This is a genomic window from Haemophilus parainfluenzae (assembly GCF_003253005.1).
Taxonomy (GTDB): Bacteria; Pseudomonadota; Gammaproteobacteria; order Enterobacterales; family Pasteurellaceae; genus Haemophilus_D; species Haemophilus_D parainfluenzae_M.
Genome location: NZ_QEPZ01000001.1, coordinates 252,052 through 272,321, shown reverse-complemented (window position 1 = coordinate 272,321; position 20,270 = coordinate 252,052). Strand labels below are relative to the sequence as shown.

The following is a 20,270-nucleotide window of genomic DNA, read 5'->3' as shown; positions in this document are numbered from 1 at the left end:
AGGTATCATATATTTACCCATAATTTGTATGGGAATTAATCTTAAAGAAAATGACTAAGGAGTCAAAATGAAAAAAGCAGCATTAGCATTGGGATTAAGCGCGGCATTATTAGCGGGTTTTGCAAACGCACATCAGCAAGGTGATGTTATTGTTAGAGCGGGTGGTGTTCTTGTGGATACACACACCACCACAAATAGCGATGTCTTTAAATTTAAAGTGAACAACAATACTCAATTGGGTTTAACCGGTACTTATATGTTCACTGATAACATCGGGGTAGAATTACTTGCGGCGACCCCTTTCAGTCATGAAATTAAGTTAGGTTCTGCCTTAGTAGGTAAAACTAAACATTTACCGCCAAGTGTATATGCTCAATACTATTTCTTTGATAAAGATGCTAGCGTACGTCCTTATGTAGGCGCGGGTCTTAACTACACGACATTTTTCAGTGAAAAAGCTAAGTTAGCTGGCGTATCTGATCTTAGATTAAAAGATTCAGTTGGCCCAATTGCGAACGTGGGTGTCGATATTAAACTGACCGACAATCTTTATTTCAATGCGGCAATGTGGTACGCGAACATTAAAACCAAAGCGCGTTTTAATTTAGCTGGTGAACATCATACGGTGAAGGTGAAACTTGACCCTACAGTATATTTCGTCGGTTTAGGTTATCGTTTCTAATAGAACCTTGCTCTGAAAAAAGCGGTACACAATGTGTATCGCTTTTTTATTTCACTTTATTCAGCGGCATAGCCAGATATCGGTAAAGGGGAGGCATCTAAATACGCTATACCGTTTTCGAGCTTTAATCGCTCTTCAATAAACCATTTAATCACTAAAGGATAAATATTATATTCCTGTTCACGTGTACGAAGTTCAATTTCCTCGACGGTATCACCAGGGAAAATCGGTACTTTAGCTTGTAACACAATGGCGCCGCCATCGAGCTCTTCATTGACAAAATGCACGGTTGTACCATGTTCACTCTCGCCATTCTCAAGTGCCCTTTGATAAGTATGTAACCCAGGATATTTTGGCAGAAGGGAAGGATGAATATTTAAAATTTTCCCAGCAAAACGTTGTGTGAATGGTTTGGTTAAGATTTTCATGTAACCGGCTAACACAATGAGATCAATATTGAGAGCGTCTAAATAATCCCCTATAGCCTTATCCATAGCGAGATTGGAACTAAAATCTTGGCGCAAAAAAACTCGGCTAGGAATGCCCGCACTTTTAGCGCGTTTTAAGCCAAATGAATCGATTTTATTACTGATGACAGTCACAATCTTTCCTGGAATAAAGCGGGTTTGACAAGCCTCAATTATTGCTTGAAGATTTGATCCTTGTCCTGAAATCAGGACGGCAATTTTTTTCATATTATTCTGCATAAAAGAAGGGCGAACCTTTCATTCTGAAATTTTCGCCCTGAAATGGAAAAGAGAAATTATTTAATAATAACTTGTGGTTCGTTATCTGTCGCATTTTCAATATGACCGATTAACCAGGCATTTTCACCGGATTGTTTTAAAATCGCTAAAGCGGTTTCCACTTGCGATTGTGGTAATGCAATCACCATACCAACGCCACAGTTAAATGTGCGGTACATTTCATAGGTTTCAATGTTGCCTTTTTCTTGTAACCATTTGAATACGGGTTGCCATTCCCAACTGCTTTCATCAATAACCGCTTTGGTATTTTTCGGTAATACACGAGGGATATTTTCCCAGAAACCGCCACCCGTTAAGTGTGCGATAGCATGGACTTTCGTTTGTTTGATTAAAGCGAGAACAGATTTTACATAGATTTTTGTCGGTGCAAGCACTTGTTCACTTAATGGATGACCATCTAATTGCTCAGTGGCTAGGTTGACGCCAGCAACATCAATGACTTTACGAATTAAAGAATAACCATTTGAATGCGGGCCACTTGAACCTAGTGCAATTAAAGCATCTCCTACTTTAACTTGGCTACCATCAACGATTTCTGATTTTTCGACGACACCCACACAGAAACCTGCTAGGTCATAATCGCCAGCGTGGTACATGCCTGGCATTTCTGCTGTTTCGCCACCCACTAATGCACAACCCGATTGTACACAGCCTTCAGCAATGCCTTTCACTACATCAGAGGCAACATCCACATCAAGTTTTCCAGTCGCATAGTAGTCTAAGAAGAATAATGGTTCGGCGCCTTGAACCACTAAATCGTTAACACACATGGCAACCAAATCAATACCAATGGTATCGTGTTTTTTTAAGTCAATGGCTAAACGTAGTTTTGTTCCTACACCGTCTGTACCTGAAACGAGGATCGGTTCTTTATATTTGCCCGGAATAGCACATAATGCGCCAAACCCACCTAATCCCCCAATGACTTCAGGACGAGTAGTTCGTTTCACGTGTGGTTTAATACGTTCAACTAATTCATTACCGGCATTAATATCCACGCCTGCATCTTTATAACTTAATGATGGTTTGCTCACAATGCTATCCTATATTTTTAGGTTAAATGATAAAACGGCGTGATTGTACCAGATTAAGCAAACGTTTGCGATAGTGATTTAATTGGGTTTTAACTAAAAAAATAACCGCACTTTATTTTGCATGATAAAGTGCGGTCAATTTCTAAAATATTTTTAGCGATTTGCTAATTCGAAAATCATCGCTTCAGCTTGGCAGCTAAATGTAAAACACGCCGTTAAATTGGCACCATTTTCAGTTTCTGTGATTTCACTTTTAATGTCGCAAGGATCGCTTTCTGTTTTGCGAGCTTTTTCAATGAAACGATTAAGTGCCGCTTCTGCTTCAGCTTTATTCGCATAGATTTGATGAATATCAACAGAACAATCTGAACCGTCAATAATCGTACCTACATCAACACAACTACAAGTGAGAGATTCTGCTGCTTTGCATGTTACTGTCATAGGATTTCCTTATTTAAAATTAAGATTAACTCCATTCTAGCATTTTTGAAACGCTCTGCCAAAGTGACCACACTTTTTTAATTTAAATATCATTTATTTATCACTGGTCGGAACACTTAAAATTTAATCTAAAATAATTTGCACTCCATTTATTGGAGTTTTAGAATCTTGCGGTTTTTTCATTATCATTAATAACAAAAGGTTCCAAATGACAAAATTAAATAAAACGCTATTAGCAATGACCACATTATTAGTAGCAAGCGGTGCAAATGCAGCCGCATTCCAATTAGCAGAAGTTTCTACATCAGGTCTTGGTCGTGCTTATGCCGGTGAAGCAGCAATTGCTGATAATGCTGCAGTAGTTGCAACGAACCCTGCATTGATGAGTTTATTTAAAACGAATCAATTTTCTGTGGGAGGGGTTTATGTGGATTCTAAGATTAATATGAGTGGTAATACTGATATTACTGCGTTAGGTAGAAATGTGGGTGCTCGTTTACCAGGTGCTTCAACTAATCTTCATCAAAAAAATGTAGTTCCAGGCTCTCTTGTACCAAATATGTATTTTGTGGCACCTGTTAATGACAAAGTGGCGGTTGGTGCAGGCATGAATGTGAATTTTGGTTTGAAAAGCGAGTATGATAACAAATACAACGGCGGTGTATTTGGTGGAACAACAGATCTAACTGCGTTAAATTTAAACCTAAGTGGTTCTTATCGTGTTACTGAGGGATTTAGTGCTGGTTTAGGCTTGAATGCGATTTATGCTCAAGCAAAAATTGAGCGTAGAGCTGGTGCTCTGGCTGATGCAGCTCAATATGTTGGTAATGCTGTACGCGCAGGAGCTATACAATTACCTCCTACAGCTGGTCCATTATTGGCTTCATTAAGTAGAGTTCAAAAAGATACTATTCTAACTCAACTACAAGACAAAGCGGCTTGGGCTTTTGCTTGGAATGCTGGTGTAATGTATCAATTTAATGAAAATCATCGAATTGGTTTAGCTTACCATTCTAAAGTAGATATTGATTTTACAGATCATACAGCAACTAGTTTACAAGCCCAGCGTATTGGGCAAGAAGGTGGTTTAAAGCTTAATTTGCCTGATTACTTAGAGTTTTCAGGATTCCACCAATTAACTGAAAAATTTGCGATGCACTATAGTTATAAATATTCTCATTGGAGCCGTTTGAAAAACTTATATGCAAGCTATCACTCTGATGGAAAAGAAGCCTTCCATAAGAAAATGTACTACAGAAATAGTTCGCGTGTTGCATTGGGTGGAACTTATAACGTAGATGACAAATTAACTTTACGCGCAGGTATTGCTTATGATCAAGCTGCAGCAACTGAACATGCTAGTGCGGCAATTCCTGATACAGATCGTACTTGGTATAGTGTGGGTGCTACATATAAATTTACTCCTAATCTTTCAGTTGATTTAGGCTATGCTTATTTGAAAGGTAAAAAAGTTCATTTCAAAGAAGAGCAAGTTATTCGAAATGGAGCAGTAGTAGTTACTGGAAACTATACATCTAAAGCTAGTGCAAATCTTTACGGTTTAAACTTAAACTACAGTTTCTAATTTGTTAAAAATTTAGCATAATACGTAGCACACCGAATGCATGTTCGGTGTGCTTTTTTCTTATATGGTCCCATAAAAAACGGGAGAAAAATGACCGCACTTTTTTATGCTTATATGGATTCACCAATCGGTCGGTTATTAATGCTTTCTGATGGTGAAAATCTCACAAATTTAGATTGTGAGTTAGAACAAACCACGCCAAATCCAAATTGGATTTTACGAGAAGATTTACCGCTTTTTGAAAAAGTTCAGTGTTCTTTAAGGCGTTATTTCAATGGCGAGCCAGAAAGTTTCTCCGATATACCTTTATCGCCTAAAGGTACCGCATTTCAACAAGCGATTTGGACAGCATTGTGTCAAATTCCTTATGGTAAAACAGCCAGTTATGGTGGATTAGCCGAAAGTATTAATAACCCTAAGGCGGTGCGAGCCGTTGGCGGTGCTGTGGGGAGTAATCCCATTAGTATTATCATTCCATGTCATCGTGTATTAGGGAAAAAATGTGAAATTACTGGTTTTGGTGGTGGATTGCCGGCAAAACGTTTTTTATTGAAATTAGAGAATATTCCTTACCTTGATAAAGGCGTAGAATACGTTAAACCGAAATTATTGAAGAAATACCACGAATGATCCCACAAACCGAACAAGCCTTATTAGAAAAAGCGCAATCTATTGCGGGGTTAACCTTTGGCGAACTTGCAGGTGAATTAAATATTCCCGTTCCGCCTGATTTAAAACGCGATAAAGGTTGGGTTGGAATGTTGCTTGAAACTGCATTAGGAGCGACTGCCGGCAGTAAAGCAGAGCAGGACTTTTCCCATTTAGGCATTGAGTTAAAAACCTTACCCATCAATGCAGAAGGTTTTCCGTTGGAAACCACGTTCGTTAGCCTTGCGCCTTTGGTTCAAAATTCGGGCGTGAATTGGGAAAATTCGCACGTTCGTCATAAATTATCGAAAGTCTTGTGGATTCCTGTTGAAGGTAGTCGAGATATTCCTTTGCGTGAGCGCCATATTGGCCAACCTATCTTATGGCAACCTTCGGCTGAACAAGAACATCAATTACGCCAAGATTGGGAAGAGTTGATGGATTATATTGTGCTCGGAAAGTTGAACCAAATTACAGCACACATTGGTAAAGTGATGCAGCTTCGTCCGAAAGGGGCAAACAGCAAAGCCATTACAAAAGGCATTGGCAAAAATGGGGATGTGATTGATACCTTGCCACTGGGGTTTTATTTACGGAAAGAATTTACGGCAGGCATTTTAAACGCTTTTCTTAATCATAAAAATGGGTGACTCATCACCCATTTTTTTATTTCTCTAAGTTCTGAAAAACACGGAAAAAACCCACCGAACTTTGTAAAGTCTCGCCATAAAAAATGAGAGGAATGCGATTTCGTTGCCAAGGCGGAACGCCGAGCTCTTGCCAGATTTTTTTCATGGTTTCGGCAGGACGATTATGTTGGCGTTTTACTTTGCCAGTATAAGCAAATCGTATTTGAATCGGTTCTTGCGTATCGGCAAGTTGAACCTGTTTTTCGTTCCAATTGACTAAAATGCCTGTTGCATTGTGGATTGCATAAATTATTCCAAGATTATCAGGCAAGACAATCTGTTGATTTAATGGCATATCAAGACAAGTTTGCGACAAATCAATTAATTTTCCTGTTAAATAGAGACGTTGTTGATATCGGCGAATAATATGCTCCCCAAGTTGAAATTGTGGGATGGCATCCGCTTTAGCCTGAATAACATCATCAATAATATGCATTAATTGAACCTGCGTAGGCATGGCAATCTGATTTTTAGCTAGCCACATTCGCAAAAGTGCGGTTTGTTTTTGCGATGAATATTCTAGAAAGTTTACGAGTGAAAACTGTTTTTGATCCTCAAGAAGATGCTGCTCAAAGCAAGGTTGTAATAATTCATTAATTAGTTGTTGTTGCTCAAAACAATGTTGTGCGGCACGCTGAACTGCATGATCAAAATGCCCCCAGCGTTGGCGTATTTCAGGTAAAATTTGGTTACGTAAGAAATTGCGATCGTAATGATTATCTTGATTACTTTCGTCTTCGACCCAAGACAGATTTTCTTGCTGAATGTAATCTTCTAATTCATTACGGGTAAAAGAAAGAAGCGGGCGTAGAATAGACATCCCGAACAATTGGCTTTCTTTCTGCATTGCGCCTAAACCTTGTAATCCCGCGCCTCGTTTTAATGCGAGAAAAAAAGTTTCAGTTTGATCATTTAAATGATGTGCAGTGACCAGATATTCATTTGGCTGGATATGTTTTAAAATCGCCTGATAACGGGCTTCTCTTGCGCCAGCTTCAATGCCATCGTGCATTTCTACTTTGACTCTTTCAATAATAAGTGGAATGGCAAATTGTTTACAAAGTTGTTGGCAATGAGCCGTCCAAGCATCCGCATTCGGGCTTAATCCGTGATGGATATGGATAGCTCGCAGACTTAAGTGCGGTCGTTTTTCGCGGAGTCTTTTAACTAAAGAAAGCAGTGCAGTTGAATCCAAACCACCGCTAAAAGCAATGAGAAACTTATTGGCGGTAGTTGGGATTTGAGCTTGGAATAATGAAAAAAGATCCATTAGGCAACTTTAACAGCTTTGTAGTTTGTGCTTGGATTTAAGATCTCAAAACGTGCAGCAATCGGTTGGAGTTCGTAAGATTTTAAATCAAAGGTAGTTTTCATTACGCCAGCAACCGCATTATTCATTTTTTCAAAAGCTTCTACATCATTGCCACAGTTTAAGTAATGCGCCAAGAAAGTCCCCGCAATTAAATCACCCACACCAACAGGTTCAAAGTTAAATTTATAAAGCGGACGGCTTAAATGCCATACACCTTCAGGTGTCGCCATAATAATTTCAAAGGTATCAGGATCATTTAATTTACCTGCTTTACCTAAGTGTTTAACCAACACTTTTTTCACACCTTTAGCCACTAATGCATTGGCGGCTTTCAGCACATCGTCAAACGTATTGATAGGGAAGTCAGAAAGCGTACGAAGTTCGGAAAGATTTGGGGTCATAATGTCCGCACGTGGAATGGCTTTTTCAATTAAGCGTTCACGTACACCATCGGCGACCACGCAAACTTTTTCGGCATTAGGCATCACTGGATCGCACAAGTAAAGTGCATTTGGGTTACGTGCTTTGATTTTTTCTAAAGCATAGATAATTTTGTCAACTTGCTCAGCTGAACCTAAATAGCCAGAAAGCAACGCATCACATTCTTGCAGTTTTCCAATAGCATCTAAACCGTTAGCAATTTCACCAATTTGCTCTTGTGGAATAACCATGCCTGTCCATTTACCATATTGAGTATGGTTAGAGAATTGCACGGTATTGAGTGCCCATACATCCACGCCTAATAGCTGCATTGGAAAGGTAGCAGATTTATTACCAGCGAAACCATAAACTACATGAGATTGGATTGCTAATACGTTTTTCATTTTGAGTTCTCCTTGTTATATTATTTTAGGCATTGATGCTGTTTCTTGCATTCATGCAACATTTTTTTCAAAACACAAAAAAGAGCGGTTAAACTAACCGCTCTTTTTCTATTTTATTAACAATAACCGTAAGACATTAAACGTTCATAACGTCTTTCTAATAAGCCATCTTTGTCGAAGGTATCGAGTTCGTTTAGTTCTTCAACAAGGCATTGTTTTAAATTACGTGCCATTTCATGATAATTACGATGCGCACCACCTAATGGCTCTTGAACGATATTATCAATTAAACCTAACTCTTTTAAACGAGTTGCGGTTAAGCCCATGACTTCTGCTGCGGTTGATGCTTTTTCAGCGCTCTTCCATAAAATAGAAGCACAGCCTTCTGGTGAAATAACGGAATAAGTTGAATATTGCAACATATTCACTTTGTCGCCGACACCAATAGCTAATGCACCACCGGAACCGCCTTCACCGATTACCGTACAGATAACAGGAACTTTTAAGGTAGACATTTCACGTAAGTTACGAGCAATCGCTTCAGATTGACCACGTTCTTCCGCACCGATGCCTGGGTAAGCCCCTGGCGTGTCGATAAAGGTAATAATAGGCAAGTTAAAACGCTCAGCCATTTGCATTAAACGTAACGCTTTACGATAGCCTTCAGGTGCTGGCATACCAAAGTTACGTGTTACTTTATCTTTTACTGTACGACCTTTTTGGTGACCGATAATCATTACCGCGCGACCATCTAAACGAGCAAGACCACCTACGATTGCTTTATCATCTGCAAAGGCACGATCGCCCGCAAGTTCTTGGAAATCAGTAAAAATATGTTCGATATAATCAAGCGTGTATGGACGATTTGGGTGACGTGCCATACGAGAAACCTGCCATGCATCAAGATTTGCAAAGGTTTTTCTGGTTAATTCATCGCTTTTCTTTTGCAAGCGTTTAATTTCATCGTGTAAATCAATTTTGTCATCAGATGCTGAACGTAACGCTTCAATTTTGGCTTCAAGTTCAGCAATAGGTAATTCAAAATCTAAATATTCTTGGCTCATTTCTTATCCTAAAATATCGTCAAAAGTTGCCCGCACTTTATCAAGATTTAAGGTGCGGTGCAAATGGTTTTCACTGGTTGGAGCGGATTATAAATATTCCTTTTTTAGTAATGATAACAAAAACAAAAATGCGGAACAAATTACGACGGAAGGCCCCGCAGCTGTATCATAAAAGGCGGAAAGAAATAACCCGCCAACGACAGAAAGCATACTGATTAAAATCGCAATAAATACCATTTGTTCAGGTGTTTTGGCAAAACGTCTTGCTGTTGCGGCGGGAATAATTAAGAGTGATGTAATAATCAGTGCCCCAACAAACTTCATACTTAATGCGATCGTCAGTGCGGTCAAAATCATTAAGATAAATCGCATTTTTTTAATGTTAATGCCTTCCACTTGAGCCAGTTCAGGTGAAACTGTGGTGGAGAGTAAGGCTTGCCAGAAGTAAAGCAGTGTGCCTAATACAATGAGGACACCCGTGCCAATATAAGGTAAGTCGTTAAAATTAATGGCGAGCAAATCCCCAAAAAGATAACTCATTAAATCTACGCGGACATTTTTTAGTAAGCCAACCGTAACCACACCAAGGGAAAGACAACTGTGTGCGATAATGCCTAAAAGGGTATCCACTGAAAATTGCGTGTTACTTTCGAGCCAAACCATTAATACGGCGAGAATAATCGTCAAAATTACAATGGCAACATAAGGGTTAATTTGTAAGAAAATCCCTAACGCCACACCAAGCAAGGCTGAGTGGGAAAGGGTATCACCAAAATAAGCCATTTTACGCCACACCACAAAAGCACCCAGTGGTGCGGTAATTAAGGAAAGCAGTAATCCCGTAAGCAAGGAGGGAAATAAAATCTCAAACATGATTTTTCCTTATTGTTGGCATTCAGATGGATTGGCACTGCAACTACAAACATCACCGTGCATATTATGATGATGATTATGATGGTGCGTATAAAAGCCCACATTTTGTGAGATTTGGTTGCCCCAAAGGCGTATAAATGTTGGATCATTCGATAAACTTTCGGGTGTGCCGGCACAGCGAATATGTTGATTGATGCACAACACTTCTTTACTGTCCGCCATCACGATATGCAAATCATGGGAAACCATTAAAACCGCACAATTTAAGGCTTGTTGAGTACGGTGAATCAGCTGATAAAGTTCAGCTTGACCATTAATATCGACCCCTTGAGTTGGTTCATCTAGCACCAGTAAATTGGGTTTGTTCAAAATCGCACGAGCTAATAACACGCGTTGCATTTCCCCACCTGAGAGTTTTTGCATATTATTTTTTCTCAAATGAGTGATAGAGAGTTGCTCAAGTGCGGTTGATATTTCTTGCGTTTTAACACCTTTTTTGAGTGCCAGAAAACGCTCAACCGTCATTGGTAAGCTGTGATCGAGGTGAATTTTTTGTGGGACATAGCCAATTCTGACATTGGTGCTATAAATTACTTCACCGGATGTTGGCGTTTGTAATTTTAATAAGGTTTTTAAGAGGGTCGATTTTCCCCCACCATTTGGCCCAACAATGGTGATAATGGAATTGGGATAAATGCTGAGGTTAATATCCCGCAATGCGGTCTTTTGTTCAAAGACCACATTGATATTTTTCAGTGTAATTAATGGTGTGGGTTGGGTTGGTTGAATGGCGCGAATCTGCATAATTCCCCCTTTAAAAATAGCTCACTAAAATAGCTCATTTCCGCCTTTTTCTCAAGAAATTCTGACTATGCCTAATATTTAGGCATAATATTTTACATTTTTAGGGTAAAATGAATTTTTTTCAGAGTTTGTAGTCTGAAAAGCGAAAAGTTTTTTACTCATTTTAAAGGTATCAATTTTGCAACACGTTAAATTAGCCAGAGAACGACGGAAACGAAAATCCCGCATAAAAGCGGTGATTTTTTTTGCTGCACTTTTGCTTATTTTAACTGGCATTTTCCTCGCCTTTAAAGACACTGCTGATTATGATCCTTCTCTGCAAAGCAATCTTGAACCAGAGATGGTGGATAACGTTCAATATCAATCTCTTACATCTGAAAAAACGGAATCAGACAAGTCGCAAGCTCAAGCAGGCGAACATCCAGAGACTAAGCTGAATGCGAATAAGGAAGATGCAACTTCTTATGATGATGATCTTCAAGCGAAAGATGATGAAGTGGATGAAATCAAACCTCAGTTTGACGATCTCAATGATTTACCAAAAGATGCTCAAGATGTGTTGAGTGGTATTTTAGATGTGGCTGATCAGGCTCTGCGTATTACCGATCAATTTAGCCATACCGTAGTGCGTGGTGATTCATTAAAGGATGTATTAGAGCTTTCAGGGTTGGAAGATGATACCGCAAAGAATTTGATTACTGCTTATCCTGAATTAAAAACACTTCGCGCAGGTCAACAGTTCTATTGGATTTTAGATAAAGAAGATCAACTAGAATATTTAAATTGGTTGGTATCTGAAAAAGAAGAACGTATTTATGAACGGACTGAAAACGGTAAGTTTAAACGCCAAATTTTAGAGAAGAAAAGCATTTGGAAGAAAGAGGTGTTAAAAGGTACGATTAACGGATCCTTTGCATCGAGTTTACGTGATTTAGGTTTGGATGGACGTCAAATCAGCCAGTTAAGCTCTGCGTTACAGTGGCAGGTAAGCCTTCAAAAACTTAGTAAAGGCACCAAATTTGCGATTTTAGTATCACGTGAATATTTAGGTGATAAATTAACCGGTCAAGGTAACGTTGAAGCCATTCATATTATGGCGGATGGTAAGAGTTATTACGGTATTCAAGCGGCCAATGGTCGTTACTACGATAAGCAAGGGGAAACCCTTGGTAAAGGCTTTGCACGTTATCCATTGCAACGTCAAGCGCGTATTTCTTCCCCATTTAACCCAAATCGCCGCCATCCGGTAACGGGACGTGTTCGCCCACATAAAGGGGTAGACTTTGCCGTGGCACCAGGCACACCAGTTATTGCACCAGCAGAAGGCTTGGTGGAAAAAGTGGCTTATCAAGCAGGTGGTGCAGGACGTTATGTAGTGATACGTCATGGTCGGGAATATCAAACTGTTTATATGCATTTAAGCCGAGCTTTAGTCAGAGCGGGGCAAATGGTGAAGAAAGGGGAGCGTATTGCATTAACAGGAAATACAGGTATCTCAACGGGGCCTCATTTACACTATGAATTCCATATAAATGATCGTGCAGTAAACCCGCTTACAGTGAAATTACCGGGTACCAGTAGCGGAATGGCAACAGCAGAACGTAAACAATTCTTAATCCGTGCAAAAGAAGTGGAAATAACGTTAAAATTATAGTGAATAAAGTGCGGTCAAATTTGACCGCATTTTTTATACGCCTAAAAATTAGCCGAAAACTGACCGCACTTCATCTTTTCTCTTTTCCTTCAATATGCTATTCTTTTTGCATTTTAGAATTATTCTCATTTTTATGATTAAGCGACGTTATCTGATTTTTCTTTTGATCGTGCTTTCCTTTGTTTCACTTTTTCTCGGGGTAAGTACTATTAATCTGCAAGGATTACTGAATTTTGAAGGTAATCAGTGGCAGATTTTTTTCATCAGTCGTGTGCCGCGTTTAATCAGTATTTTGATTGCGGGTGCCTCTTTAAGTATTTGTGGCTTGGTGATGCAGCAACTCAGCCGAAACCGATTTGTTTCCCCTACCACAGCGGGCACCATGGATAGTGCAAGATTAGGGATTTTAATGGCGATGCTATTTTTCCCAACAGCTTCAATGTTGTTAAAAACCGCCATTGCGGTCATCGTGTCTTTCCTTGGCACATTATTATTTATGACGATTCTGTCCCGTTTGAAATTCAAGGACACGATTTTTGTGCCCTTAGTGGGGATTATGTTTGGTAATATCATCAGTTCAATTACTGCCTTTATCGCTTATAAAGAAGATCTATTGCAAAACTTATCCGGGTGGCTACAAGGGGACTTTTCTCTTGTGATGTCAGGCCGTTATGAATTGTTGTATTTCAGTATTCCTACACTCATCGTGGCTTATTTATTTGCCCATCGTTTTTCTATTGTCGGGATGGGGAAAGATTTTGCGGTTAATCTAGGTCTAAATTACAACCAGGTCCTTTATCTCGGTCTGCTCATTGTGGCGGTAGTGTCTTCGATTATTATCGTGTCTGTTGGCGTGATCCCTTTCTTGGGGCTAATTATTCCAAATATCGTCACGCTTTATTTAGGGGATAACTTGAAGAAAGTGTTATCTCATACCGCTTTGTTAGGTGCGGTATTTGTTTTATTCTGCGATATTTTAGGTCGAAGTGTGATTTATCCTTATGAGATTTCCATTAATGCCGTGGTTGGTGTATTCGGTAGTAGTGTCTTCTTATTTTTATTATTAAAGCGGTATAGAAATGGCTAAGAAATCTTCTTCTCAACTGATTATATTGTCGTTGTTAGCCATTGTTTCTCTTGCACTCTATTTAGGCTACAACTTACCGAACCGTTGGCAATATGCCTTGGAAAATCGCGCCTTATCCTTAATTGCGATTGTGATTACAGGCGCGGCAAGTGCACTCGCTACGATGATTTTCCAAACGGTCGTGAATAACCGGATTCTCACCCCGAGTATTTTAGGGTTAGATTCACTGTATTTACTGATTCAAACGACGATTATCTTCCTTTTTGGTTCAAGCACATTGCTTTCCATGAATTCAATTGCCTTGTTTGTATTGTGCACGGGATTAATGATGGCGTTTTCATTAGCGCTTTATCACTTCCTGTTTAAGAAAGAAAACCAAAATATTTTCTTCTTATTGCTTGTTGGGATTATTTTCGGCACCTTCTTTGGCAGCTTAACGACGTTTATGGAAGTGTTGATTGATCCAAATGAATTCCAGATCGCACAAGATATTGGCTTCGCAAGTTTCAACCGAATCAATACACAAATCTTGTGGGTGGCATTAGCCATTTTAGTGGCGACGATTGTTTTCAGTCTGAGATATTGGCATTGCTTTGATGTGTTGGCGTTAGGGCGAGAAAATGCCATTAACTTAGGTATTGATTATCAAAAGACCTTAAAAGTCCTATTAATTCTCGTGGCAATTTTAACGTCAGTGTCGACTGCACTTGTTGGCCCACTTACGTTCCTCGGGTTATTGGTAATGAACGTGACCTTTGAATTTGTTCGTGATTATCGTCACAAAGTCCTCATTCCTGCCGCGATGTTAATTTCCATCATTACCTTGGTTTTAGGGCAATTATTGGTGACGCATATTTTTACGTTCCGCACGACATTAAGCATCATCGTTAATTTTGTCGGTGGCGTGTACTTTATTTATTTGTTATTAAGAGCAAACAAAAAATGGCAATAGAAATTCGCAATATTACTAAAAGTTACGGAAGCAAAAAGGTGGTGGATAATGTGTCCGTCACCATTCCTACGGGGAAAATTACGTCTTTTATCGGGCCGAATGGCGCGGGGAAGAGTACTGTGCTGTCTATTATGAGCCGTTTGTTGAATGCGGATAGCGGCGAGATCTATCTCAACGGTGAATTGCTCAATCGCAAGAAAAGTAGCGATATTGCGAAACAACTTGCGATTTTAAAGCAAACTAACAACATTAATTTGCGTCTAACCATTGAAGATTTAGTCGCCTTTGGGCGTTTTCCTTATTGCAAAGGAAACTTAACCCAAACTGACCGCACTTTTATTGATAATGCTATTGCCTATATGAATTTAGATGATATTCGTCATCAATATATCGATAACTTAAGTGGTGGTCAGCGACAACGCGCTTATATTGCGATGACACTGGCACAAGATACGGATTATATTTTGTTGGATGAGCCATTAAATAATCTGGATATGAAACATTCAGTGCAGATCATGCAAGTTTTGCGCAAATTAGCGACAGAACTCAACAAAACCGTGGTAATTGTGATTCACGATATTAATTTTGCCTCTTGTTACTCAGACTACATTGTTGCCATGAAAAATGGAAAATTGGTACACCAAGGGGAAGTTAACCACATTATGCAATCACCCGTGCTACAAGATATTTACGATATGACGATACCTATTCAGGATATCGATGACCATAAAATTGCCGTTTATTTTAGATAAATAAGGAAATCTTCATGAAAAAAACATTATCAACTTTAGCACTTTCACTCTTTGCATTTGCCGGTATTGCACAAGCTGCAGATATTACCGTTGAAAATGCTGCTGGAAAACAGGTTGTTCCACAAAATCCACAGCGAGTTATTGTGCTTGATTTTGGTGCCGCAGACACACTTCATGCATTAGGTGTGCAAGATAAAATCGTGGGCTTCCCACAAAGTGGAAAAATTCCAAACTATCTTTCAGAATTTGCAGACAAAAAATATAAGAATGTCGGTGATTTGAAAGAACAATCATTGGAGCAAATTAACGAACTCAATCCGGATTTGATCATCGCGTCTAAACGTCAAGAAAAAATGATCGACAAATTTAAAGAAATTGCGCCAGTATTTAATGTTGAAAATGACTACAACAATTACTACCCGAGTTTTCAACAAAATGTGACCGCACTTGGTCAGATCTTTGGTAAAGAAAATGTTGCGAAAGAAAAACTTTCAGCATTAGAAAGTAAGGTTGACCAAGTCGCCAAAGATGCGAAAGACAAAACAGCCTTATTGGTGTTGGTTAATGAAAGTAAAATCAGTGCCTTTGGTGATGGTTCTCGTTATGGTATGGTCTATCAAAAATTTGGTTTTAAACCGATTGATGACAGCATTAAATCGTCTACGCACGGCCAAAGTGTTGGTTTTGAATATATCTTAGAAAAAAATCCAGACTTTTTACTTGTCGTGGATCGTACTGCGGCGATTACAGAAAAAGCCAACAATGCACAAAAAGTGTTGGATAACGATATCATCAAACAAACCAAAGCGTATAAAGATGGACACATTGTGTATCTTGATGCAGCGAATTGGTATCTTGCGTTTGGTGGTTTAGAAAGCATGGAAATCATCGCACAAGAACTTGATCGTGCAGTGAAAAAATAATACGAAAAATCATCTAAAAGGGCAGTCAAGGATTGCCCTTTTTATATGTAAATTAATCTTTACACATATCAATAAACTCCCTATCATATCGGCATCATTCAATAAAATCGAGCTTATTTTATGCTGACATTTAATCCACAAGATCCTTTCTCTTGCTTTGTCACTCAAAGCTTTTCCATGAAAAGTGCGGTCGAAAATGCACAACGTTTTGCGATGTTTGATGTACCACTTTTAATTCAAGGTGAAACGGGCACGGGTAAAGACTTATTAGCAAAAGCTTGCCATTTTGCGAGCTTGCGTCGTGAGAAAAAATTCATTGCAGTAAACTGTGCGGGCTTGCCAGATGAAGATGCGGAAAGTGAAATGTTTGGGCGTAAAGTGGGTGACAGTGAAACCATCGGTTTTTTTGAATATGCTAATGAAGGTACGGTGTTACTGGATGGCATTGCTGAGCTTTCATTAAGTTTACAGGCAAAATTATTGCGTTTTTTAACGGATGGTTCTTTCCGTCGAGTGGGGGAAGAAAAAGAACATCATGCAAATGTTCGAGTGATTTGTACTTCACAAGAACCGATGGAAAAACTGTTAGAACAAGGGAAATTACGCAGTGATTTATTCCATCGCTTAAATGTTTTAGCACTAAATGTGCCACCATTGCGTGAGCGAGTGGAGGACATTCAGCCTTTAACAGACAGTTTTTTACAAGAAATCAGCACACAGCTTAAGATTTCAATGCCGCAATATGATGCTGATTTTCTAAATTATTTGAAAGGTCAGCCTTGGCAAGGTAATGTGCGAGAGCTTTACAATGTCTTGTATCGTGCCTGTTCCTTAGCAAAGAATAACCAGCTTGATATTGAAAGTTTAAATTTAAAACCTGTACAAAGTGCGGTCATTTCTGCAGATGATTTTGGTGAGCAAACGCTAGATGAAATCATGGGACAATATGAGGCGAGTGTATTGCGCGCGTTTTATGCTCAGTATCCAAGTACGCGAAAATTGGCACAACGATTAGGCGTATCACACACGGCGATTGCCAATAAATTAAAACAATACGGTATTAGTAAATAATTTCTGACAGTTTAGGGAATTGTTTACAAAGTTTGAGCCATTCGACTTTATCAATTTGTACATTGAGGATAAATTCACCTCCATCTGAAATTTGCTCGTGACGAATGCTATCTAATTGATAGAGCGCATGGCGGATTTTGCCCTCTTGTGGGAGCAGTGTGAGGGTGAAAGAAAGTATCTCGTTTTTCAACCGCACTTTAATAGCTTCAAGTAGCAGATCTAATCCTTCACCTGAATGTGCTGAAAGATAAACGGCAACGGGTTTATTCTCGTCATCATATTCAATATGAGGCGCCACATTTTCCAATAAATCAATTTTGTTATACACAAGCAAAGCTGGTACTTTATCAGCATTAATTTCTTCCAACACTAAATTCACAGCTTCAATATTTTCGATCTTTCGAGCGTCTGCTGCATCAATGACGTGCAATAACAAACTAGCTTCAACCGTTTCTTGCAACGTAGATTTAAACGCGGAAACTAAATCATGGGGAAGTTGGCGAACGAAACCAACGGTATCGGCGAGAATCGCTGTGCCAACATCTTGAATTTGCAAACGTCTTAATGTGGGATCGAGGGTGGCAAAAAGCTGATCTGCCGCATAGACATTGGCTTGCGTGATGAAATTGAAGAGTGTCGATTTCCCTGCATTGGTGTAGCCTACTAAGGAAATGGTCGGAATATCCGCTTTTTGTCGGGTTTGGCGATTTTGATTGCGTTGTTTTTCGACTTTCGCCAAACGATTTTGCAACTGTGCGATACGAACCTTGATTAAACGGCGATCCGTTTCTAACTGCGTTTCGCCAGGGCCACGTAATCCAACCGCACCTTTTTGCTGATCTAAGCCTGTTTTTCGACGAACTAATCGAGTGGATAAATGCTTAAGCTGAGCTAATTCAACTTGTAATTTCCCTTCGTGCGATCGGGCTCGTTGAGCAAAGATATCTAAAATCACCCCAGTGCGATCCACTACACGACATTGGCAGATGCTTTCTAAATTACGGGTCTGAGCAGGGGTTAATTGATGATTCACCAAAACGACATCGGCATCTAAGGCTCTCACTGCATCAGCAATTTCTTGTGCTTTCCCTTCACCGATAAAATATTTCGCTTGAGGTGTCGCTCGGCTCGTGGTGATGATTTGTAAAATCTCAACATTGGCAGATTCTGCTAAAAGTTGGAATTCTTGCAGATCTTCAATGTTTTTATTTTGAGAAAAGAATACATGCACGACGATAGCTTTATCTTTCGCCGATTGGCTATTGTCGCCTGTTTTAGATGACGAAAGTGCGGTTGAAATTTCAGGTGAATTTTCAACCGCACTTAAATTGATGAAATCATTCATTGAACAGAATTATTCTGCTTGTGTTTCTACTTCTGTTGCAGCGTCAGAAGTTTGTGCTGCATGATGGCCGTTATTATTGTGGTGAGAAACAGAACGTGCTGGAACCACAGTTGAAATAGCGTGTTTGTACACCATTTGATTAACAGTGTTTTTTAATAAAATCACGAATTGGTCGAATGATTCGATTTGACCCTGTAATTTAATCCCATTAACGAGATAAATCGAAACAGGAATACGTTCACGGCGTAACGCATTCAAATAAGGATCTTGTAATGATTGTCCTTTTGCCATTTTGCTATCCTTTGTTGTTATATGTTAATTAATGATAGAAACGAGTTGTCTCCATCGCCAAATATAGCAATAAACATTTTTCTTGTCTATGGGTTTATCTCTTTGCTTTCACGCAGTTTTTTCAGAATTGTTTTCATTTCTTTATCTAATTGTGCATTGAAACGTAATGTTTCGCCTGTTTTAGGGTGTTCAAAGCGAATAGAAAATGCATGTAAAAACAAACGATTGAGCCCGAGATCTTGCATATATTTATCGAATTCTTTATCACCGTATTTATCATCCAGCGCGATTGGGTGACCTGCATATTGAGTATGAACTCGGATCTGATGGGTTCTTCCCGTTACAGGCGACGCTTTTACTAAGGTCGCATTTTGATAGCGTTCTTCGATGGCAAATCGCGTTTCTGAAGGTTTGCCTTGTTCACTGACTTTGACGATGCGTTCACCACTAGCAAGTTCATTTTTCAATAAAGGCGCTTGTACAACTTTTACATGAGATTGCCATTGTCCACGCACGAGCGCGAGATAATCTTTTTGTACTGTTTTAACACGAAGTTGTTCGTGTAAGTTGCGTAAGGCAGAGCGTTTCTTCGCCACCAATAAAATGCCCGATGTATCTCTGTCTAAGCGATGAACCAATTCTAAAAAGCGTGCTTCAGGACGTAATGCACGCAAGGCTTCAATCACGCCAAAATTCAAACCACTCCCGCCATGAACCGCAATGCCGGAAGGTTTATTCAATACTAATAAACAGTCATCTTCAAAAATAATATGGCTTTCAAGGGAAGCAACTTTATTCAAGTTTTTAGAAATTGGGGCAGTATTTTTTTCAGAAACACGAACAGGTGGCACACGCACCACATCACCATTTTGCAATTTATATTCAGGTTTGATTCGCCCTTTGTTCACACGTACTTCACCTTTACGCAGAATGCGATAAATCAAACTTTTTGGCACACCTTTTAATTTTGCCAATAAATAATTATCAATGCGTTGTCCTGCTTCATCCTCAGAAATCGTGAGCATTTTGACGGATTGATTGATGATTTTTTCTTGTTTTTCAGTCATTGAATCTGTCCTTTAAAAATTGGGCTGAATCATATCACAATATCCCTGGTGATAATAGCAAGAATGCCTTGCTAATTTAGCCCCGAATGTGGATAATAGAGCGTCTTTCTGCGCCTAAAATTTGGCATTTAGAAAGCGATTTTGTATGTTGGTCAAAACTCAATGCGGCGAATGGCATAAGACATTGATAATCAACATATTTTTCTTGAAGATTAACGCTTCCTTGCAATGCGTAATTAACACACCGCATTGTTTTACGAAAATTGTCTTAGATAACAATTGAGTATGCTATCAATGCACCCAGCAACACACAGTCGTGAGATTGACTGTTCGCGAGAAACACGAGGTCGATGGCTAAGGTCAGTAAATCTGTAAAGTGCGGTTAATTTTCAAGGTATTTTAGAT

General features: G+C 39.2%; 21 protein-coding genes. 10 read left to right on the top strand and 11 right to left on the bottom strand.

Going from position 1 to position 20,270, the window contains the following annotated elements; all coding sequences use genetic code 11:
- Window positions 1-67: 67 nt before the first annotated feature.
- A complete protein-coding gene (locus tag DPV97_RS01390; protein WP_049374475.1) occupies window positions 68-682 on the top strand; it encodes an OmpW family outer membrane protein in 615 nt (204 codons plus the stop codon).
- A gap of 56 nt (window positions 683-738) precedes the next feature.
- On the opposite strand, the gene purN is transcribed toward DPV97_RS01390, so the two are convergent.
- From purN to DPV97_RS01375, 3 genes are all read right to left on the bottom strand, one after another.
- Window positions 739-1,377 carry a phosphoribosylglycinamide formyltransferase gene (gene purN, locus DPV97_RS01385; RefSeq protein ID WP_049374488.1) on the bottom strand — a complete coding sequence of 213 codons (639 nt, stop codon included), beginning with the start codon at window positions 1,375-1,377 and terminating at the stop codon, window positions 739-741.
- 68 nt (window positions 1,378-1,445) lie between these two features.
- On the bottom strand, window positions 1,446-2,483 hold the full coding sequence (purM, locus tag DPV97_RS01380; protein ID WP_070715237.1) for a phosphoribosylformylglycinamidine cyclo-ligase: 1,038 nt from the start codon (window positions 2,481-2,483) through the stop codon (window positions 1,446-1,448).
- A 153-nt stretch (window positions 2,484-2,636) separates the two neighbouring features.
- Window positions 2,637-2,924: a YfcZ/YiiS family protein gene (locus tag DPV97_RS01375; RefSeq protein WP_070715239.1), complete on the bottom strand. Its 288-nt coding sequence runs from the start codon at window positions 2,922-2,924 to the stop codon at window positions 2,637-2,639.
- Between the two features lie 208 nt (window positions 2,925-3,132).
- Here DPV97_RS01375 and DPV97_RS01370 point away from each other — a divergent pair, with 208 nt between their 5' ends.
- The 3 genes from DPV97_RS01370 to mutH all read left to right on the top strand — a co-directional run bounded on the left by DPV97_RS01370 (window position 3,133) and on the right by mutH (window position 5,807).
- On the top strand, window positions 3,133-4,509 hold the full coding sequence (locus tag DPV97_RS01370) for an outer membrane protein transport protein (protein WP_070715241.1): 1,377 nt from the start codon (window positions 3,133-3,135) through the stop codon (window positions 4,507-4,509).
- A 90-nt stretch (window positions 4,510-4,599) separates the two neighbouring features.
- Window positions 4,600-5,139 carry a methylated-DNA--[protein]-cysteine S-methyltransferase gene (locus tag DPV97_RS01365; protein ID WP_070715243.1) on the top strand — a complete coding sequence of 180 codons (540 nt, stop codon included), beginning with the start codon at window positions 4,600-4,602 and terminating at the stop codon, window positions 5,137-5,139.
- On the top strand, window positions 5,136-5,807 hold the full coding sequence (mutH, locus tag DPV97_RS01360) for a DNA mismatch repair endonuclease MutH (protein WP_049364466.1): 672 nt from the start codon (window positions 5,136-5,138) through the stop codon (window positions 5,805-5,807). Before DPV97_RS01365 ends, mutH begins: the two co-directional genes overlap by 4 nt.
- Window positions 5,808-5,823: 16 nt before the next feature.
- Here the strand turns inward: mutH and tilS are convergent, their stop codons facing one another.
- The 5 genes from tilS to znuC all read right to left on the bottom strand — a co-directional run bounded on the left by tilS (window position 5,824) and on the right by znuC (window position 10,723).
- Window positions 5,824-7,116: a tRNA lysidine(34) synthetase TilS gene (gene tilS, locus DPV97_RS01355; RefSeq protein ID WP_070715245.1), complete on the bottom strand. Its 1,293-nt coding sequence runs from the start codon at window positions 7,114-7,116 to the stop codon at window positions 5,824-5,826.
- Window positions 7,116-7,982, bottom strand: a complete 867-nt coding sequence (gene pdxY, locus DPV97_RS01350; RefSeq protein ID WP_049364468.1) for a pyridoxal kinase — start codon at window positions 7,980-7,982, stop codon at window positions 7,116-7,118. Before pdxY ends, tilS begins: the two co-directional genes overlap by 1 nt.
- A 116-nt stretch (window positions 7,983-8,098) precedes the next feature.
- Entirely contained in the window at window positions 8,099-9,046 is a 948-nt protein-coding gene (gene accA / locus DPV97_RS01345; RefSeq protein WP_049364469.1) for an acetyl-CoA carboxylase carboxyl transferase subunit alpha, read from the bottom strand.
- An 87-nt stretch (window positions 9,047-9,133) separates the two neighbouring features.
- The gene (gene znuB / locus DPV97_RS01340) at window positions 9,134-9,919 is read right to left on the bottom strand and encodes a zinc ABC transporter permease subunit ZnuB (protein ID WP_070715246.1); all 786 of its coding nucleotides are present in this window, start codon (window positions 9,917-9,919) and stop codon (window positions 9,134-9,136) included.
- A gap of 9 nt (window positions 9,920-9,928) precedes the next feature.
- Complete coding sequence (znuC, locus tag DPV97_RS01335; RefSeq protein WP_070715248.1) at window positions 9,929-10,723, bottom strand: zinc ABC transporter ATP-binding protein ZnuC; 795 nt, start codon at window positions 10,721-10,723, stop codon at window positions 9,929-9,931.
- 178 nt (window positions 10,724-10,901) lie between these two features.
- Between znuC and mepM the strand changes: the two genes are divergently transcribed.
- The 6 genes from mepM to DPV97_RS01305 all read left to right on the top strand — a co-directional run bounded on the left by mepM (window position 10,902) and on the right by DPV97_RS01305 (window position 17,162).
- On the top strand, window positions 10,902-12,377 hold the full coding sequence (gene mepM, locus DPV97_RS01330) for a murein DD-endopeptidase MepM (RefSeq protein WP_070715249.1): 1,476 nt from the start codon (window positions 10,902-10,904) through the stop codon (window positions 12,375-12,377).
- 133 nt (window positions 12,378-12,510) lie between these two features.
- Window positions 12,511-13,464, top strand: coding sequence for an ABC transporter permease (locus DPV97_RS01325; RefSeq protein WP_049370524.1), 954 nt, complete (start codon window positions 12,511-12,513; stop codon window positions 13,462-13,464).
- Window positions 13,457-14,416 carry an iron chelate uptake ABC transporter family permease subunit gene (locus DPV97_RS01320; protein ID WP_070715250.1) on the top strand — a complete coding sequence of 320 codons (960 nt, stop codon included), beginning with the start codon at window positions 13,457-13,459 and terminating at the stop codon, window positions 14,414-14,416. Before DPV97_RS01325 ends, DPV97_RS01320 begins: the two co-directional genes overlap by 8 nt.
- Window positions 14,407-15,168 (top strand): iron ABC transporter ATP-binding protein, encoded by a 762-nt coding sequence (locus tag DPV97_RS01315; RefSeq protein ID WP_070715253.1) that lies wholly within the window; start codon window positions 14,407-14,409, stop codon window positions 15,166-15,168. Before DPV97_RS01320 ends, DPV97_RS01315 begins: the two co-directional genes overlap by 10 nt.
- A gap of 14 nt (window positions 15,169-15,182) precedes the next feature.
- Window positions 15,183-16,091, top strand: coding sequence for a siderophore ABC transporter substrate-binding protein (locus tag DPV97_RS01310; RefSeq protein ID WP_070715255.1), 909 nt, complete (start codon window positions 15,183-15,185; stop codon window positions 16,089-16,091).
- A 120-nt stretch (window positions 16,092-16,211) separates the two neighbouring features.
- Window positions 16,212-17,162 carry a sigma 54-interacting transcriptional regulator gene (locus tag DPV97_RS01305; RefSeq protein WP_005696712.1) on the top strand — a complete coding sequence of 317 codons (951 nt, stop codon included), beginning with the start codon at window positions 16,212-16,214 and terminating at the stop codon, window positions 17,160-17,162.
- On the opposite strand, the gene hflX is transcribed toward DPV97_RS01305, so the two are convergent.
- The 3 genes from hflX to rluC all read right to left on the bottom strand — a co-directional run bounded on the left by hflX (window position 17,152) and on the right by rluC (window position 19,865).
- Window positions 17,152-18,507, bottom strand: coding sequence for a ribosome rescue GTPase HflX (hflX, locus tag DPV97_RS01300; RefSeq protein ID WP_070715256.1), 1,356 nt, complete (start codon window positions 18,505-18,507; stop codon window positions 17,152-17,154). The two genes, DPV97_RS01305 and hflX, sit on opposite strands and share 11 nt — an antisense overlap.
- Before the next feature lie 9 nt (window positions 18,508-18,516).
- Complete coding sequence (hfq, locus tag DPV97_RS01295) at window positions 18,517-18,798, bottom strand: RNA chaperone Hfq (protein ID WP_070715258.1); 282 nt, start codon at window positions 18,796-18,798, stop codon at window positions 18,517-18,519.
- Window positions 18,799-18,884: 86 nt separating this feature from the next.
- On the bottom strand, window positions 18,885-19,865 hold the full coding sequence (gene rluC / locus DPV97_RS01290) for a 23S rRNA pseudouridine(955/2504/2580) synthase RluC (protein WP_070715260.1): 981 nt from the start codon (window positions 19,863-19,865) through the stop codon (window positions 18,885-18,887).
- Window positions 19,866-20,270: the final 405 nt, after the last annotated feature.

Bases quoted from the DNA above. Each gene is read 5' to 3' on its own strand.
- pdxY (WP_049364468.1), bottom strand. From the start codon at position 7,982: ATGAAAAACGTATTAGCAATCCAATCTCATGTAGTTTATGGTTTCGCT.
- purN (WP_049374488.1), bottom strand. From the start codon at position 1,377: ATGAAAAAAATTGCCGTCCTGATTTCAGGACAAGGATCAAATCTTCAA.
- accA (WP_049364469.1), bottom strand. From the start codon at position 9,046: ATGAGCCAAGAATATTTAGATTTTGAATTACCTATTGCTGAACTTGAA.
- DPV97_RS01370 (WP_070715241.1), top strand. From the start codon at position 3,133: ATGACAAAATTAAATAAAACGCTATTAGCAATGACCACATTATTAGTA.
- DPV97_RS01325 (WP_049370524.1), top strand. From the start codon at position 12,511: ATGATTAAGCGACGTTATCTGATTTTTCTTTTGATCGTGCTTTCCTTT.
- mutH (WP_049364466.1), top strand. From the start codon at position 5,136: ATGATCCCACAAACCGAACAAGCCTTATTAGAAAAAGCGCAATCTATT.
- DPV97_RS01320 (WP_070715250.1), top strand. From the start codon at position 13,457: ATGGCTAAGAAATCTTCTTCTCAACTGATTATATTGTCGTTGTTAGCC.
- DPV97_RS01315 (WP_070715253.1), top strand. From the start codon at position 14,407: ATGGCAATAGAAATTCGCAATATTACTAAAAGTTACGGAAGCAAAAAG.
- znuC (WP_070715248.1), bottom strand. From the start codon at position 10,723: ATGCAGATTCGCGCCATTCAACCAACCCAACCCACACCATTAATTACA.
- hflX (WP_070715256.1), bottom strand. From the start codon at position 18,507: ATGAATGATTTCATCAATTTAAGTGCGGTTGAAAATTCACCTGAAATT.
- DPV97_RS01305 (WP_005696712.1), top strand. From the start codon at position 16,212: ATGCTGACATTTAATCCACAAGATCCTTTCTCTTGCTTTGTCACTCAA.
- hfq (WP_070715258.1), bottom strand. From the start codon at position 18,798: ATGGCAAAAGGACAATCATTACAAGATCCTTATTTGAATGCGTTACGC.
- znuB (WP_070715246.1), bottom strand. From the start codon at position 9,919: ATGTTTGAGATTTTATTTCCCTCCTTGCTTACGGGATTACTGCTTTCC.
- DPV97_RS01365 (WP_070715243.1), top strand. From the start codon at position 4,600: ATGACCGCACTTTTTTATGCTTATATGGATTCACCAATCGGTCGGTTA.
- DPV97_RS01390 (WP_049374475.1), top strand. From the start codon at position 68: ATGAAAAAAGCAGCATTAGCATTGGGATTAAGCGCGGCATTATTAGCG.
- DPV97_RS01310 (WP_070715255.1), top strand. From the start codon at position 15,183: ATGAAAAAAACATTATCAACTTTAGCACTTTCACTCTTTGCATTTGCC.
- tilS (WP_070715245.1), bottom strand. From the start codon at position 7,116: ATGGATCTTTTTTCATTATTCCAAGCTCAAATCCCAACTACCGCCAAT.
- DPV97_RS01375 (WP_070715239.1), bottom strand. From the start codon at position 2,924: ATGACAGTAACATGCAAAGCAGCAGAATCTCTCACTTGTAGTTGTGTT.
- rluC (WP_070715260.1), bottom strand. From the start codon at position 19,865: ATGACTGAAAAACAAGAAAAAATCATCAATCAATCCGTCAAAATGCTC.